General features: G+C 59.5%; 15 protein-coding genes. All 15 read right to left on the bottom strand.

Annotated elements, in window-relative coordinates; all coding sequences use genetic code 11:
• Positions 1–7: 7 nt before the first annotated feature.
• The 15 genes from DBY73_RS07555 to DBY73_RS07485 all read right to left on the bottom strand — a co-directional run bounded on the left by DBY73_RS07555 (position 8) and on the right by DBY73_RS07485 (position 15,209).
• On the bottom strand, positions 8–526 hold the full coding sequence (locus DBY73_RS07555) for a chemotaxis protein CheW (RefSeq protein ID WP_112010562.1): 519 nt from the start codon (positions 524–526) through the stop codon (positions 8–10).
• Positions 523–2,478: a chemotaxis protein CheA gene (cheA, locus tag DBY73_RS07550; protein WP_112010561.1), complete on the bottom strand. Its 1,956-nt coding sequence runs from the start codon at positions 2,476–2,478 to the stop codon at positions 523–525. The genes DBY73_RS07555 and cheA overlap by 4 nt, the downstream gene beginning before the upstream one ends.
• Complete coding sequence (gene motB / locus DBY73_RS07545) at positions 2,468–3,370, bottom strand: flagellar motor protein MotB (RefSeq protein WP_112010560.1); 903 nt, start codon at positions 3,368–3,370, stop codon at positions 2,468–2,470. The genes cheA and motB overlap by 11 nt, the downstream gene beginning before the upstream one ends.
• Positions 3,367–4,263 (bottom strand): flagellar motor stator protein MotA, encoded by an 897-nt coding sequence (motA, locus tag DBY73_RS07540; protein WP_112010559.1) that lies wholly within the window; start codon positions 4,261–4,263, stop codon positions 3,367–3,369. The genes motB and motA overlap by 4 nt, the downstream gene beginning before the upstream one ends.
• An 81-nt stretch (positions 4,264–4,344) precedes the next feature.
• Positions 4,345–4,920: a flagellar transcriptional regulator FlhC gene (gene flhC / locus DBY73_RS07535; RefSeq protein ID WP_112010558.1), complete on the bottom strand. Its 576-nt coding sequence runs from the start codon at positions 4,918–4,920 to the stop codon at positions 4,345–4,347.
• A 1-nt stretch (position 4,921) separates the two neighbouring features.
• Complete coding sequence (gene flhD / locus DBY73_RS07530; protein WP_112010557.1) at positions 4,922–5,272, bottom strand: flagellar transcriptional regulator FlhD; 351 nt, start codon at positions 5,270–5,272, stop codon at positions 4,922–4,924.
• A gap of 360 nt (positions 5,273–5,632) precedes the next feature.
• Positions 5,633–6,358 (bottom strand): RNA polymerase sigma factor FliA, encoded by a 726-nt coding sequence (fliA, locus tag DBY73_RS07525; protein ID WP_112010556.1) that lies wholly within the window; start codon positions 6,356–6,358, stop codon positions 5,633–5,635.
• 158 nt (positions 6,359–6,516) lie between these two features.
• Positions 6,517–8,142 carry a methyl-accepting chemotaxis protein gene (locus tag DBY73_RS07520; RefSeq protein ID WP_112010555.1) on the bottom strand — a complete coding sequence of 542 codons (1,626 nt, stop codon included), beginning with the start codon at positions 8,140–8,142 and terminating at the stop codon, positions 6,517–6,519.
• A gap of 70 nt (positions 8,143–8,212) precedes the next feature.
• Positions 8,213–9,106, bottom strand: a complete 894-nt coding sequence (gene flgL / locus DBY73_RS07515) for a flagellar hook-associated protein FlgL (protein ID WP_112010554.1) — start codon at positions 9,104–9,106, stop codon at positions 8,213–8,215.
• 11 nt (positions 9,107–9,117) lie between these two features.
• The gene (gene flgK, locus DBY73_RS07510; protein ID WP_112010553.1) at positions 9,118–10,764 is read right to left on the bottom strand and encodes a flagellar hook-associated protein FlgK; all 1,647 of its coding nucleotides are present in this window, start codon (positions 10,762–10,764) and stop codon (positions 9,118–9,120) included.
• Between the two features lie 94 nt (positions 10,765–10,858).
• Positions 10,859–11,779 carry a flagellar assembly peptidoglycan hydrolase FlgJ gene (flgJ, locus tag DBY73_RS07505; protein ID WP_112010552.1) on the bottom strand — a complete coding sequence of 307 codons (921 nt, stop codon included), beginning with the start codon at positions 11,777–11,779 and terminating at the stop codon, positions 10,859–10,861.
• On the bottom strand, positions 11,779–12,906 hold the full coding sequence (locus DBY73_RS07500) for a flagellar basal body P-ring protein FlgI (RefSeq protein ID WP_112010551.1): 1,128 nt from the start codon (positions 12,904–12,906) through the stop codon (positions 11,779–11,781). The genes flgJ and DBY73_RS07500 overlap by 1 nt, the downstream gene beginning before the upstream one ends.
• Position 12,907: 1 nt before the next feature.
• Positions 12,908–13,618 (bottom strand): flagellar basal body L-ring protein FlgH, encoded by a 711-nt coding sequence (locus tag DBY73_RS07495; RefSeq protein WP_112010550.1) that lies wholly within the window; start codon positions 13,616–13,618, stop codon positions 12,908–12,910.
• Between the two features lie 49 nt (positions 13,619–13,667).
• Positions 13,668–14,450 carry a flagellar basal-body rod protein FlgG gene (gene flgG / locus DBY73_RS07490; RefSeq protein WP_112010549.1) on the bottom strand — a complete coding sequence of 261 codons (783 nt, stop codon included), beginning with the start codon at positions 14,448–14,450 and terminating at the stop codon, positions 13,668–13,670.
• A gap of 21 nt (positions 14,451–14,471) precedes the next feature.
• Entirely contained in the window at positions 14,472–15,209 is a 738-nt protein-coding gene (locus DBY73_RS07485; protein ID WP_112010548.1) for a flagellar basal body rod protein FlgF, read from the bottom strand.
• Between the last annotated feature and the right edge of the window lie 2 nt (positions 15,210–15,211).

Here is a 15,211-nt window from a genome sequence, read left to right as displayed (position 1 = left end):
CAGACCCTTAACACTTCTCCGGCTCGCCGCACGCGTCGGCGACGGCATCCACCAGCGCCATCTCTTCCCGGCTCAGCAGCATCTCAATGTTGACCAGAATAATCATTCGGGTCTCGAGCACGCCAAGGCCCAGCAGGTAGCGCCCGGAGAGCACCGAGGCCACGTCCGGCGTCGGTTTAATTTGCTCCGCCGCGACCGACAGCACGTCGGCGACGCCGTCAACCACGATGCCAACCACCCGCTCGTTGAGGTTGAGGACAATCACCACCGTGCTGTCGTCCTGCGACGGGTTGGGCAAATTAAAGCGCACGCGCAAATCGACGATCGGCACAATCACGCCGCGCAGGTTGGTCACGCCGCTGATGAACGGCGGCGAGTTGGGAATACGGGTCAGGCGATCGCAGCCGCGGATCTCCTGCACTTTCAGAATATCGATGCCGTACTCTTCATTCCCCAGGCGAAAGACCAGATACTCCTGGGCGATCGCGTCGGCGCTGGCGGGCTTCGCGGCGGTTGCTACAGTCATGCTTTTCTCCCCTCCCTGTGGGGCTGTGAAACGTTGAGCGTGGAAAGCTCAACCACGTCAAGGATTAGCGCCACGCTGCCGTCGCCAAGAATGGTGGCAGCAGAGACGCCCGGTACTTTGCGGTAGTTCTGTTCGAGGTTTTTAACCACCACCTGCTGCTGGCCAATCAGCTGATCGACCCACAGCGCGTAGCGGCAGCCCGCGCTCTGCACGATAACGACAATGCCCTCATCGGCCGACGCCTCGCCCGCCACGGAGAGCCGCTGGCGCAGCAGCACCAGCGGAAGATATTCCCCGCGCACCTGCAGCAGGCGCTCCTCGCCGACAAAGCGGCACAGCATCTCCTCGGCAGGACGCAGGGATTCCATCACCGCGCCGAGCGGCAGCACGTAAATTTCATTGCTGACCTTCACCAGCATGCCGTCGAGGATCGCCAGCGTCAGCGGCAGGATAATGCGGATGGTGGTGCCCGCGCCCGGCGTGGAGAGCACGTCGACGTGGCCGCCCATCGCCAGGATGTTGCGTCGCACCACGTCCATGCCGACGCCGCGCCCGGAGACGTCCGTCACGCTTTCGGCGGTTGAGAAACCGGCGGCGAAGATCAGCATCCACACGTCGTCGTCGCTCATGGAGTCGCTGAGCGTCATGCCCTGAGCGCGCGCCCTGGCGAGGATCTTCTCGCGGTTCAGCCCCGCGCCGTCGTCGCTGACCTCAATCACGATATTGCCGCCGTGATGCTCGGCAGAGAGCGTCAGATTGCCGACCGCGGACTTGCCCTTCGCCACGCGCACCTCTTTCTCTTCGATGCCGTGGTCAAGGCTGTTGCGCACCAGGTGGGTCAGCGGATCGATAATGCGTTCAATCAGGCTCTTATCCAGCTCCGCCGACCCGCCCTTCAGCGTCAGCTCCACCTGCTTGTTGAGGCGGCTGCCGAGGTCGTGCACCAGGCGCGGGAAGCGGCTGAAGACGTAGTCCATCGGCATCATGCGGATGGACATCACCGACTCCTGCAGCTCGCGGGTGTTACGCTCCATCTGCGCCACGCAGCCGGAAAGCAGATCGTAGCTGGCCGGATCCAGCGTGCGCGACAGCTGCGACAGCATCGCCTGGGTGATGATCAGCTCGCCCACCTGGTTAATGATCTGGTCAACCTTGCTGACCGCCACGCGAATGCTTCCCGATTCCTGGTTGACCGCGCGCGCGGGCGACGGCGCTTTCGGTGCGGCGGGCGCAGGCGCTGATGCAGGCTTTGCCGCTGCCGGCTTCACGGCGGCCGGCGCAGCCGCGTCCGCAATGGGCTTGACCTCAATCTGGCTGGCGTCCAGCACGAAGCAGAGCACGGCGGTGATATCGTCCGCCGTCGCGCTGGTCAGCAGGGTGGCGTGCAGGCCGTTTGCGGTCGTCTCGATCGCCAGGAGCTCCCCCATGTTGACCAGCTCTTCGCGCAGCATCGCCTGCTCGCGCGCGTCGATGTTGCTCAGGCCGATGCTGAGCGTGATTTCATCATTCGATGCCTCATCAGCCGGCTCTGGCGTCGATTCAGGGGCAGGAGCCGCCTGCGGCGCCTCGCCGTCAAGGGCGATCTGCCTCAGGGCTTCACAGATATAGCGGAAGCTAGCCTCATCCGGCTCCTGAGAAGTCTGATAGGCTTCCAGTTGCGCTTGCATAATGTCTTTACATTCCAGAAAAAGGTTAATGATTGTCCGGTTCAGCGTTCGCTCCCCTGCCCGCGCCTGGTCAAGCAGGTTCTCCAGCAGGTGCGTGGTCTCCTGTAACGCGGTGAAGCCAAACGTGCCCGCGCCGCCCTTCAGCGAGTGCGCGGCGCGAAAAATGGCGTTCAGCTGCTCTTGCTCTGGGGCATCGACGTCAAGCTGGAGCAGCAGCTGCTCCATTTCAGCCAGCAGCTCTTCGGCCTCGGTGAAAAAAATCTGCGAAAAATCATTAATGTCCATCGGTATAACCCTGCACGTTTTGCAGTTCCACGTCGCCGAGCACGCTCTCCGCGCGCTGCGCCTGCGTATCTTCCAGGCGGATCTCCTGCTCTTTCGAGCGGCTGAGCACCAGAATGCTGATGCGGCGGTTTACCGCGCTGTCGGGCGAGGTATTTTCCAGCGGCATTCGGCTGGCGGTGCCAATCACGCGCAGGAAACGCGCGTCGTCAAGCCCGGCCCGCACCAGCACCCGCCGCGCGGCGTTGGCGCGCCCGGCGGAAAGCTCCCAGTTGCTGTAGCCCGCCCCGCCGCCCGCATAGGGCAGCGAATCAGTGTGCCCCGTCAGGCTCAGCGCGTTCGGCAGCTCCTGAAGCAGCGGCACCAGCGCCTGGAGAATGCCGTTCATGTAGCTTTCCGGCAGCTCGCTGCCCACGCGGAACATCGGCCTGTCCTGGGAGTCGGTGATCTGGATCAGCAGCCCGTCGTTGGTCAGGTTCAAAAGGATGTTGGATTTGAAGTTGTTCAGCCGCGGGTCCGTTTCGATCATTTTTTGCAGCTTTTCCTTCGCCTGCTTCAGGCTTTCGATGCGCTTGTGCCTGTCGATGCCGTTGATCTGGCTTTTGAACACCTCGCCCTGCTGCTTGAGAATGTCATCCCCGCCGCCGGGAATGACGCTGTCGCTCAGGCTGGTTTTGTTGCCGTTCGCCATTGACGGCTTCAGCGGCATGCGGAAGTAGTCGGCAATGAGCTCTCTTTCCATCTCCGTGGACTGCGAGAGCAGCCACATCACGAGGAAGAACGCCATCATGGCGGTCATAAAGTCGGCATAGGCAATCTTCCACGTCCCGCCGTGGTGCGCGTGCTTTTTCCTTTTACGCTTGCGCGAAATGATGACAGGCGTGACGTTTTTCATGCTGCGCTATCCGCCGATTTGGTTTTCAGCGTGGCGCTGGATTTTACTTCGCGAACGTGTTCTTCCAGCTCTTCAAACGACGGGCGCTCGCTGGTGAATATGGTCTTACGGCCAAACTCAACGGCGATCTGCGGCGCGTACCCATTGAGGCTGGAGAGCAGCGTGACCTTAATGCACTGCAAAATCTTGACCTGGTCCGAGCTTTTCTGGCGCAGCAGCGTCGCCAGCGGCAGAACGAAGCCGTAGGCGATAAGTATGCCGAGGAAGGTGCCCACCAGCGCGTGACCAATCAGCATGCCAAGCTCCGCGGCCGGGCGGTCGGCGGAGCCGAGCGCGTTGACCACGCCCATCACCGCCGCCACGATGCCAAACGCCGGAAACGCGTCGCCGACGGTATTCAGGCTGTGCGCAGGCACTTCCAGCTCCTCTTCGCAGGTCTCGATCTCTTCATCCATCAGGGCTTCGATTTCGTGCGAGTTCATGCTGCCGCCGATCATCAGGCGGAAGTAGTCGAGGATGAAGTTGCTGAGCATCGGGTCGCTCATCAGGCGGGGATAGGCGCTAAAAATATCGCTGTTCTGCGGGTCTTCGATGTCCTTTTCCAGCGACATCAGCCCGTGAACGCGGCTTTGCGACAGCAGCAGGAACATCAGCGCCATCAGGTCCATATAAACCGCTTTGCTGTAGCGCTTGCCGACAAACAGCTTAACCAGCGCTCTGCCGGTCGCCTTGAGGGATTTCACGTTGTTGCCAACGATAAACGCCCCCACACCGGCCCCGCCGATAATCAGCAGCTCCAGCGGCTGGAACAGCGCCATAAGATTACCGCCGGACAGAATAAAACCACCAAAAACGGTCAGTATGACAACAAGATAGCCAACAATAACTAACACACTCTCTCCTTTTACTTTTTTGACCGATGCCGGCTTCCCGGCATCAGGTAAACGCCATCTTGCGCCCTGCCGCCGTGAGGGTTATGCCGTCATCATTTCCGGCGCGGCGAAGTTACCCAGCAGCCCGGCCGGGCTCACCTGGGACTTCTTCAGCGCGCGCGACGGCGGGCTGCACAAACTGCAGGTAAATGGGTTTTTAATAAATTCCGTGGTGACGATAAAACCGCCGCCGCACACGCTGCAGGCCTTACGCGAAATAATGCCGCAGTCGATAAAACGCAATAATGTCCAGGCGCGGGTTAAGCCCAGCACCGGCTTTTCATCGGAGCAGGTGCTACACTGCTCCAGATAAAGACGATAGGTCTTCATCAGCATTTCAATCGGACGCCCCTGCTCGGTCTTTTTCAGATACAGGTAAATGTTGTAGAACATCGAAGAGTGAATATTTTGTTCCCACGACATAAACCAGTCCTCGGAAAAAGGCAGCATGCCTTTTGGCGGCGGACATCCGCGTAATTCTTTATATAAGCGCAGGAGGCGACGACGGCTTAATGAGGTTTCAGATTCCAGTACCTGCATCCGCGCGCCGAGGGAAATTAACCCCATGGCGATGTTCACTTCATGAATTTCCTGCAGCAGGCTTTTTTCATCACACATATTATGCCTCCTGTGCCGCAACGGTATCTTCATCGCTTAATGCGTTCAGCAGATGCGTTGACAGAATAATACCGGTGTGGATCTGCTGGAGCGCCTCAATACGAGAATCCTTGGTCAGATTTTCAATTACCACTTCATCATCTACGCGCAGACGACAAATAAGCTGATTTGTCGTCGCCAGCTTCATGAGCTGCGGCAGCGAAAGTTCTTTGAGGTTGTCAATGGTTCCCTCGGATAAGCCGAGGCGAAAACCGGCCGCAAATTTATCCTGTCGAATCAGCTGCTGGGCCAGCAGTAAATAGGACAGATTAATGTCATGAATATTTTGCAGGTATTCGTCGAAGTTGGACACAGGCGAAAGCTCCCAATGTTGTTCAGGCCAAAAATTGGCATATCAGTTCAAAGGATTAAAACAACTTAACTGATGCAGAGGGTCTTTTGGTATTGATATTCACTGAAGTAAGTCATTCTTCTTCAATAAATGATTTAACGTCATTCAATGCCAAAGGAGGCTACATCTCAAAACTGCAAAAATCATAAACATTAAGAATTTTCTGAACAAGCGTCAGTAATCGCCACAAATCAAAGAATTGATGTTAACCACTTGATTTAAATGACATTAACATCGTTGTTAAACGTTATTAAACCTCACTATTAATCATTAATCCGCCTCTTTCCACCTTTTAACCGCGTGAAAGTTAACGCGCAATGCTTACTGAGAAGAGGACTCCATCCGGCTTCTTAACCTTTTTAGCGCGAGGCTGTGGAGCTGGCTGACCCGCGTTTCGGTAATATCGAACACCAGCCCAATTTCTTTCATGTTCATATCCTGAAGATAATAAAGCTGCAGCAGCACCTGCTCTCTTTCGGGAATAAACTGAATATGCTGTGTAATTTTTTCTATCAGGTTTTGCTTTACCGCATCATGCACCGGATTAAGCGATTCATTCTCATCGTCACAGGATTCCCAGCTGTCGGCGTAGTTTTCCTGCAGCTCGTCGACGGAATACATCTGGCTGCTGTTATTATCCGCCAGCATCTGCTGAAATTCTTTCAGCGTCACGCCCATGCGCTCTGCAATATCCGCTTCGGTGGCTTCACCGCCTTTTTCCTGCTCTATCTGCTGTATTATCGCGACAATTTCCCGCGAATGCGTTCTGACCCGGCGCGGCACCCAGTCGCTTTCTCTCAGCTCGTCTAATAATGCCCACTTCACGCGCTGCGTAATCCACGCGCTGAGGGCAACGCCTTTTTTCGGATCAAACGTCTCTACCGCATTTAAAAAACCTATCGATCCGGCCTGAATTAGATCATCCAGCTCGACGCTGGCAGGAAGCCGCTTATGCAAGCGCAGCGCTTCCTGCCGGACAAGATAGTGATACTTTGACCAGACTACCGATTTATCTTCCAGCCCTTCGGCCGTATAAATACCATCCACGATTGTATTCCACCCGCTATTCTCTTTGAGAATTATCCGGGGAAACGGCGCATTCAAATAGTGCGATAAGCCTTTATAAAAATGCGCATTCTGTTACTTTATTTCGCGCTAATCTTTACTGCTATATTAGGCGTGAAGGCTGGCGGTATTTATCAGAATTAAAACGTTTCCCACTGGGCTAGCGCATCATCCTGCTGGCGCAGCGGCTTGCGCTGCTCATTGGAAACCTTCTCCTGTGCCCGGGCGTTATCCAGCCTGAACTGCGCCACCAGGGTTTCCAGCGCGTCTGACTGGGATTCCAGCTCGCTTGCCGCCAGGGCCGCCTCTTCTACCATCGCCGCGTTCTGCTGCGTCACCAGATCCATTTCGTTAACTGCCTGGGAAATCTGGTTAATGCCCGCGCTCTGCTCGTCCGACGCGGAGGTGATTTCGCCCATGATCTGGGTCACCTGCGCCACGGAGGTGACAATATCCTGCATCACCGTGCTGGCCTGTCCGACCTGGCGCGAGCCACGATCGATGGTGCTCACGCTGGTGTTAATCAGCTGGTTAATCTCTTTCGCCGCGTCGGCGCTGCGCTTCGCCAGGTTACGCACCTCTTCCGCCACGACCGCAAATCCGCGGCCCTGCTCGCCGGCGCGCGCCGCTTCCACCGCCGCGTTGAGCGCCAGAATGTTGGTTTGATTCGCAATGCTGTCAATCACGCCGTTAATGTCGGCGATCTGACGGGAGCTGGTGGTGATCTGCGCCATAATCTGCTCCAGGCTTTGCATCACCTCCCCGCCGCTGTGGGCGTTCGCGCTCGCCCCTTCCGCCAGCTCGCGCGCCGCGTGGGCGTTGTCCGCATTCTGACGCACGGTGGTTTTGATCTGCTCCATGCTGGCCGCCGTCTCCTGCAGCGCCGCCGCCTGCTCTTCGGTACGGGAGGAGAGATCGTTATTGCCGTGGGCGATTTCCTGGGCGTTGCTGTGAATGCGCTGCACGCTTTCGCGGATCCCCAGGATGGTGCCGGTCAGGGAGGTGCGCATGGTTTCCAGCTCGGTCAGCATGCTGCCAATTTCGTTCTGGCTGCCGCTCTCAATGGCCTGGCTCAGATCGCCCGCCGCCACGCTGCGAAGCGATGCCACGGTGCTTTCCATCCGGCGCACCAGCGTTTCGCGCAGCCAGTAGCGCACGGCGAGCAGCATTACCGCAGCGGCGATCAGCACCGCAATCCCGACGCCCAGCATAATCTGGTAGCCGCGCTCGGACTCGCGAATATAGCTCTCGCTCAGGCGCGCGCTTTCATCAGTATACTGCTCAACCTTATTGCGCAGCGTGGTGCGCATGTCCATATCGTGCTCGATCGAGCCGGTATATCCCGCCGGGTTGTTCAGGTAGCCCAGCTTCGCTTGTGCGGCCTTATAGACCTCGTTGAACGCCGCGTTTACCTCTGCCGCCAGGCGGCTCTCTTCCGGCGTGTTGAACGGCGATGCCATAAATTCGTCCATGTTGCGGCGGGCGATTTTCACCACGTTATGGGTATGCTTAGTGACGTTCTCCGATACCGGATTGCCCAGCGCGGCCTGCAGCATCAGGCCGTTGGTATTCGCCATTACGGCGCTGATGTTGTAGGCCGCGTCGCGCATCTGGTCGTTATTTTCAGCGGCCAGCGCCATGCGCTTGAAGTTATTATTGTTATTTACGGCGTCGTAGACCGAATAGGCCGTAGTACCGAACAGCAAGGCGGCGAAAAGCCCGATAATCAGGCTTACCGCGGTATAAATTTTAAGTTTCTTTAACATAGCGTCTCACCTGCCGCGCGCGGCTAAGCCGTACGCGGCGGCACAAGTTGAGGTTGGGTTGCGAAATAAATTAGCTGCTGAACAGGTTCATCTTCTGCATGTTTTTGTAGACGTACATCGAGGCGTTCAGCGCCAGCTCGGACATCTGCGAGTCCGCCATCAGCGACACCAGCACGCCCGTATCGGCGCCGATGGCGGTATCCACCTTGACCTTCATGTCGATGATCATCACGTCACCGGACATATCCAGCGCGTCCAGCTGCTGCAGCTGGGTGCCCAGCTCGGCCTGAGCTTTGCCTAAACGGTCAATGCCGGAATCAACGGCCTGGCTCGCAGCTTCCAGCGCGGCCCTCATCGCGACGGGATCAATTTCCTCTTTAGAAAGCTCATCGATGGCGGTCTGAAGAATGCCAAAGATATCGTCAAAGATTTCGCTTCCCAGATGGCCTACCTGCATTTCCGTGCCGTCGGCAACGGTTTGCCTGCGCGCTTCGTCACCGCCGTCATAGGTGCCGTCTTCAAGAAACGCGGGCTTACCCGTCTGAAAACCGCCAAAAATATAGCGGCCGCTGCCGTCGCGGCTGTTGGCGAGATCCAGCATATTCTGGCGAATGCCCTCGATCTCTTTACCCAGGGCATTGCGGTCGGGGTCAGAATAGGCGTCCGACCCCGCCGCGACGAGCTTCTCCTTCAGCGAGGTGGTCAGCAGGTTCCCTACCCCGCTCAGGATGTTGTCCTCGTGCTCCAGCGCGCCGCGCGTTCTGGATCGGACGTCGCTGTACAGCTCAAGCTTTGCCAGCGCATCCTTATACTTCACCGCGTCGGTGGCCGCCGCCGGATCGTCCGAGGCTTTGAGCAGCGTTTTGCCTGCCGACATCCGCAGGTAGGTTTCATTGCTCTGGCTCATGCGCGCCGACATGCTTTGCGCGCTCTGCTGGTACATATAAAGGGTACTTAATCGCATTTTTTATTCCTTTATCGGATCGCCAGTAGCGAATCAAACATGTTGTTGGCGGTCTGCAGAAGCTGCGCGTTGGCGCGGTAGTACTGCATAAACATGTCGAGGTTGATCTTCTCTTCGTCCATGCTCACGCCGGAGAGCGCCTGCTGGGCATCAAACTTGGTCTGCATATCCGTTTTCGCGCTCTCGAGGTTGGATTTGACGCTGCGCGCGTTATCCCCAATGGTGCCGACCAGGCTGGCGTAGGCCTCTGCCAGCGTGCTGTTGCCAATGAGCTTTTCGTCCTGGATCTTCAGCATCGCCAGCAGGTTATTGTTGTTGCCTTTATCTTCGGGATTATCTGAGTCAGAGGCCGCAAAGCCCTGGGCGTCGGTAATCTTACGGCTCAGGCCCTCTGCCGCACCGGACATCGGGTTAAAGGTGAAGCTGTCGCCATCTCTTACCGTTGCCGGATCGGGAAGCTGCACCTTGAGACCGTCGAACTGGATCCCATCAGGCCCGGTCGCATACGGGATGTCCCGACCGTCCGCGCCCGTCACCCGCCAGCTGCCCGCGGCATCGTCGTAGCTGATGGTGTACTCTTCGGCGTTCACGCTGCGAAAGGAAGTCACCTCAATTTTTCCGAGCTTGCCCGTCCCCTGATTGTTGCCGTTCGCGCGCGCGGTGATATCCGGAAGGGAAAAGAGATCGCCACCCGCGGAGCCGTCCGGCAAGAAACCGGCCCGGTTCTGCTCGTTCATCCGGCTGGCCATGACGAACGCCATCTTGTCCAGCTCCTCGCGCGCCAGCGCCAGATCCTCGTTGCGGAATTTAAACAGCCCCGCCAGGCGGCCTTTGGTAATGCGGTCTTCGTCGAGCGGCGTCTCGGTGCCGTTGCCATCCACGTAGGAGACGATGGTTTTGTTCGGATCGTTGTCAGACATCGAGGTTTTCAGCGCAAAGGCTTTGTCGCCGGAGACCAGCGGACGCCCGTCAGACAGAGCGACGTCAACGCGCCCGCTCTGGGCGTTCTCCGACACCTCAATCCCGATATGGTTGCTGATCTCTTCCAGCAGCACGTCGCGGCGGTCCAGCAGATCCGCAGGCGGCGTGCCGGCGCCCTGGGCGCGCTCGAGCTGCTTGTTGATCTCCGCCAGCTGTTTGGTGTAGCTGTTGAGATCCTTAACGCTCTGCTCAATCTGGGTATTGGTGCTTTTTTCCAGCCCGCTAAGGCGCTTGCCGCTGGCGTTGTAGCGGCTGGCAAGCGAGCCTAAGGAGTTATACACCGCCGAACGCGCCGCCGCGTCTTCCGGAGTGGTGCTCAGCGTCGACATCGCCTTGAACAGGTTACCGAGCGACACCGAAACGTTATCCGACTCGTCCGCCAGCATGTTGTCGATATCCGCCAGCTGCTCCATGCGCCCGTTGAGGAAGGAGTACTGAGAGATGGCGCCGCGAAGCTGGTTGTTGGCAAACTCATCGTAGGCGCGCTCAACGCCGTTCACCCGCGCGCCAAAGCCGTAAAAGCCCTGCTGCGTCGACATGCCGCCCAGCTCGCCGATGATCATGTTGCGGCGGCTGTAGCCGTGCGACATCCCGTTAGTCAGGTTATCACCGGTCACCCGGAGCGCCGCCTGCGCAACGCTCAAGCCGCCTCGGGCCAGGTTATATAAATTATTCATAGGGTCTGGATAGCCTCCGTTCGCAGACCCGCTGCCTATCTCCGGGCCTGAATGTTCATGGTTCTGCTTATTTCATCGGTGATAAAAAAAATCTCTAAAAAATTTTATCGAGATCGTTTTTATAGGCGTTCACGCCCTGCTGAAGATCGCCCTTCACCTTCTGAATAATGGTGATGAGCTTTTTGGCGTAGGCCGGGTCCGTCGCGTAGCCGCCCGTCTGCAGCGCTTTCGCCCCCTGCTCCGCGGAGCCAGACTGCATCACGCCGCGGTAGCGCGGATTTTTGGTCAGCAGCCTGGCGTAGTCGGTGAGCGCGTGCGCGTAGGAGTCATAGACGCGGAATGCCGCTTTCACCTTCTGCTTCACGCCGTTGATGTATTCGGTGGTGGTAATTTCGGTGGTTTTGCCGCGCCAGTCGCCGGTGGCCTTAATGCCGAACAGGTTGTGGCTCGGCGAGCCGTCTGCAGCGGGGATTTCGCGCTTGCCCCAGCCGGACTCCAGCGCCGCCTGCGCCAGGATCAGGTGCGGATGCAGCCCGCTTTCCCTCGCGGCCTCCTGCGCCGGACGCAGCAGGCGGGCGATAAACGGATGCGCCCCTTCGGCGGGCTTTTCGAACGAGACCGGCGCGGGCAGGCGCAGCGGCCCGGTGGCGGGAACGGGCGACAGGCCGGGACGGGAGAAATCGCGCGCCGGCGCGGTCACCGCTGGCGTATCGCTTTCGCCGCCCAGCTGTCGGACGATAAGATCGGCAAAGCCGAGCTGACCGCTCCCGGCTATATTCTGCGCAACCTGCTGATCGTGCATGGCGGTGTACATCTCTGACGACTGACTGCTCAGCAAATCGTCCTTAAAGGTGGCATCGCGCATGCTTTTCATCATCATCTGCACGAAAATGCCCTCCATCTGCTTCGCTGCCGCCTTCAGTGCGCCGGGCGATTGCCGCCCGGCCTCCCGCTTCAGGGTGTCCAGCGAACGGACGTCAAAGGCGGGCTGGTCGAATTTATCAAAGGCGTTCATCAGTTCACCTCCAGCTTCGCGCGCAGGCAGCCGGCGTTTTTCATCGCCTGAAGCACGGACATCAGCTCGTTCGGCGTAGCGCCGAGGCCGTTCAGCGCGCGGATCACCGCGTTGAGATCGGTGCTGCTGCGCACGTGCTGCAGCGAGCCGCCGCTGTCGCGCACGGAGATGTCCGTCTGCGGAACCACCACCGTTTCGCCGCCGCCGAACGGCGTATCCGGCTGGCTGACCACGTTGTTCTGCATCACCTCAACGGTCAGCGAGCCGTGCGCTACCGCGCAGGAATCCAGCGAGACGTGGCGGTTCATCACCACCGATCCGGTGCGGGAGTTGACGATCACCTTCGCGTCCTGCACGTTCACCCGCAGCGGGATGTCCTGAATATTGGCGAGGAACCGCACGCGGGACGGCCCGTCCGGCGGCGCAAACAGGCGCACGGTGCGCGCATCCTCCGGGATGGCCGCCCCGCCGCTGTAGCGCTGGTTGATGGCGTCGCTGATCTGCTGCGCCAGCGAGAAATCGCTCTCGTTGAGCTGCAGGCGGACGATATTCTGCGTGGCGAAATCATTCGGCACCTCGCGCTCGACGGTCGCGCCGCCGCTGATGCGCCCGCCGTTAAGCTGGTTGACCTGCACGCGGCTGCCGCCCGCCTGCGCGCCTGCGCCGGAAATCAGGATATTGCCCTGGGCAATCGCGTAGATCTGGTTGTCCGCGCCCTTGAGCGGCGTCATCAGCAGCGTCCCGCCGCGCAGGCTTTTGGCGTTACCGACGGAAGACACCACGATATCGAGCTTATCGCCGGGGCGGGCGAACGGCGGCAGCTCGGCGGTCACCATCACCGCCGCAATGTTTTTCAGCTGCATGTTGGTGCCCGCCGGCACGGTGATGCCAAGCTGGGAGAGCATGTTGTTCAGGCTTTGTCCGGTAAACGGCGCCTGCATGGTCTGGTCGCCCGTGCCGTCCAGGCCGACGATCAGGCCGTAGCCCATCAGGGCGTTCGAGCGCACGCCCTGCACCGTCGCCAGATCGCGAATGCGCTCCGCGTTGGCGAGCTTAGGCACGCTCAGCATCATGCCGTAGAGCAGGATACTTAAGAAAAACAGGATAGATTCTTTTTTCATGGTCATATCAGAAAGGAGAAAGGTTCAGGAACAGGCGCTGCAGCCAGCCCATGTTCTGCGCTTCGTTGATGTAGCCGTTGCCGACGTACTCGATCCGCGCGTCCGCCACCTGGGTGGAGGGCACGGTGTTGCCGCCGCTGATAAAGCGCGGGTTCACTACGCCGGAAAAGCGGATAAACTCCGTGCCCTGGTTAATGGCGATCTGCTTTTCGCCCACCACGCGCAGGTTGCCGTTGGGCAGAAGCTCGTTGACGGTCACGGTGATGGTGCCGGTAAAGGTGTTGCGCGCCGCCGCGCCGCCCTTGCCGGAAAAATCATTTTTGCCTTCGGCTTCAAAATCCGCCTTGCCGTCGCCCAGCCAGCCGTTAAGTTTGGTCGGCACCGCGATCAGCCCCATCCCGGCCGATCCATTACGGTTGGCACTGGCGGAAGAGCTTTTGCTGGCGCTCACGTTCTCCTGCAGCAGGATCGTCAGCGTATCGCCGACGTTACGCGGGCGGCGGTCTTCGAACATCGGCTGGTAGCCGTAGTTCATCCCCTGCCCCGCCTGGAACAGCGAGCCGCCGGTCGCTGCCGGTGCCATCGGTAATGGTGTTGCCGTCGTCGGGCCTTCAACGAGCTTGCTTTGCATAATGTGCGCGCAGCCGCTCAGCAGCAGCACGCTTGCCGCCAGCGCAAAACGCGCCACGGCAGGAGGATTCATTGAGAGTGTTTTCATGTCAGTGTCGATAAAATATCTGGCCGCTCGCGCGGCCAGAGAGAGGACATTACAGCTGGGAAAGACGCTGCAGCATCTGGTCCGATGCCGAAACCGCCTTGCTGTTGATTTCGTAGGCGCGCTGCACCTGAATCATCGTCACCAGCTCTTCCGCCACGTTGACGTTGGAGATTTCGACGTAGCTCTGCTTCAGCGTGCCCGCGCTCTCCATGCCGGGGTTCAGCTCGTTCGGGGCGCCGGAGGCCTGCGTCTCCCTGTAGAGGTTGCCGCCCACGCTTTCGAGGCCCGCGTTGTTGACGAAGGTGGTCAGGGTCAGCTGGCCGATCTGCTGCTCTTCCGCCTGGCCGGGGATCTTCACGCTCACCATGCCGTCGCTGCCGATAGTCAGACCTTTGGCGTCCTGCGGGATCACGATGCCGGGCTGGATTGGATAGCCTTCGGCGTTCACCAGCTGCCCGTCCGGGCTTTTGGAGAAGTGGCCGTCGCGGGTGTAGGCGGTGCTGCCGTCCGGCATCTGCACCTGGAAGAAGCCTTCCCCTTCAATGGCAACGTCAAACTCGTCGCCGGTCTGGTTCAGCCCGCCCTGGGTATGCACGCGCTGGGTCGAGACCGGGCGCACGCCGGTACCGAGCTGTAAGCCGGCTGGCAGGGTATTCTGCTCCGTCGCCTGCGCGCCGGGCTGGCGCATGTTCTGGTACAGCAGGTCCTGAAAAACCGCGCGCTGGCGCTTGAAGCCGTTGGTGTTGACGTTCGCCAGGTTGTTGGAGATGACGTCCATGTTGAGCTGCTGTGCTTCCAGCCCGGTTTTAGCGATCCATAAAGAGCGAATCATGTTGAGACTCCTTGCGCGAGCTTAGCTCACGCTCAATAGCTGGTTAGCCTTCTGGGCGTTTTCGTCGGCGGTGCGGATGACCTTCATGTTCATGTCAAACCCGCGGGAGTTGGCGATCATCTGGGTCATGGCGTGGACCGGGCTGACGTTGCTGCCCTCGAGGGCTTCCGGCGTCAGGCGCAGGGTTTCATCCTGCGCCAGCAGGTTGCCCGCCGCCGGGCGAAACAGGCCGTCGTCGCCGTGCCGCAGGTCGCCCATCTCCGCGTTGACCAGCTTGATGCGCCCAACCGGGACCAGCGCCGTCGGGTCATCGCCCATGCCGAGCGCGGAAACGGTGCCGTCCGTACCGATGGTGACGTGGGACTGCGGCGGCACTTCCAGCGGGCCGCCGTCGCCGATCAGCGGACGCCCGTTGACGCTCAGCGCCCCTGCCTGATTGACCTCAATCGCCCCGTTGCGGGTATAGCCTTCGCTGCCGTCGCCCATTGCCACCGCCAGCCAGCCGTTTTGCGGCAGCGCCACGTCCAGGCTGCGCCCGGTGTGGGTGATTGGCCCCATGGTGGCATCGTGAAACGGCGTGGATTCCGCCACCAGCGCGCGGGTGCGCAGGGTTTCGCCTTCAACAGGCACGGCACGAAAGGCGGCGAGCTGGGCGCGGAAGCCCGCCGTCGAGCTGTTCGCCAGATTGTTTGAGGTGACCGCCTGGCGGTTAAGCGCCGCGTTGGCGGCGCTCATGGCGGTATAGATAGCGCGATCCATTT

The organism is Enterobacter sp. RIT418 (assembly GCF_003057745.1).
In the GTDB taxonomy this organism is placed as follows: domain Bacteria; phylum Pseudomonadota; class Gammaproteobacteria; order Enterobacterales; family Enterobacteriaceae; genus Enterobacter.
Note: the sequence above shows the minus strand (reverse complement) of the source record. Positions and strands in the feature narration are given on the sequence as shown.

What these genes read in the sequence shown, in the direction of transcription:
- DBY73_RS07555 (WP_112010562.1), bottom strand. Translation starts at nt 526, where the DNA reads ATGACTGTAGCAACCGCCGCGAAGCCCGCCAGCGCCGACGCGATCGCC.
- cheA (WP_112010561.1), bottom strand. Translation starts at nt 2,478, where the DNA reads ATGGACATTAATGATTTTTCGCAGATTTTTTTCACCGAGGCCGAAGAG.
- motB (WP_112010560.1), bottom strand. Translation starts at nt 3,370, where the DNA reads ATGAAAAACGTCACGCCTGTCATCATTTCGCGCAAGCGTAAAAGGAAA.
- flhC (WP_112010558.1), bottom strand. Translation starts at nt 4,920, where the DNA reads ATGTGTGATGAAAAAAGCCTGCTGCAGGAAATTCATGAAGTGAACATC.
- DBY73_RS07520 (WP_112010555.1), bottom strand. Translation starts at nt 8,142, where the DNA reads ATGTTAAAGAAACTTAAAATTTATACCGCGGTAAGCCTGATTATCGGG.
- flgL (WP_112010554.1), bottom strand. Translation starts at nt 9,106, where the DNA reads ATGCGATTAAGTACCCTTTATATGTACCAGCAGAGCGCGCAAAGCATG.
- flgK (WP_112010553.1), bottom strand. Translation starts at nt 10,764, where the DNA reads ATGAATAATTTATATAACCTGGCCCGAGGCGGCTTGAGCGTTGCGCAG.
- flgJ (WP_112010552.1), bottom strand. Translation starts at nt 11,779, where the DNA reads ATGAACGCCTTTGATAAATTCGACCAGCCCGCCTTTGACGTCCGTTCG.
- DBY73_RS07500 (WP_112010551.1), bottom strand. Translation starts at nt 12,906, where the DNA reads ATGACCATGAAAAAAGAATCTATCCTGTTTTTCTTAAGTATCCTGCTC.
- DBY73_RS07495 (WP_112010550.1), bottom strand. Translation starts at nt 13,618, where the DNA reads ATGAAAACACTCTCAATGAATCCTCCTGCCGTGGCGCGTTTTGCGCTG.
- flgG (WP_112010549.1), bottom strand. Translation starts at nt 14,450, where the DNA reads ATGATTCGCTCTTTATGGATCGCTAAAACCGGGCTGGAAGCACAGCAG.
- DBY73_RS07485 (WP_112010548.1), bottom strand. Translation starts at nt 15,209, where the DNA reads ATGGATCGCGCTATCTATACCGCCATGAGCGCCGCCAACGCGGCGCTT.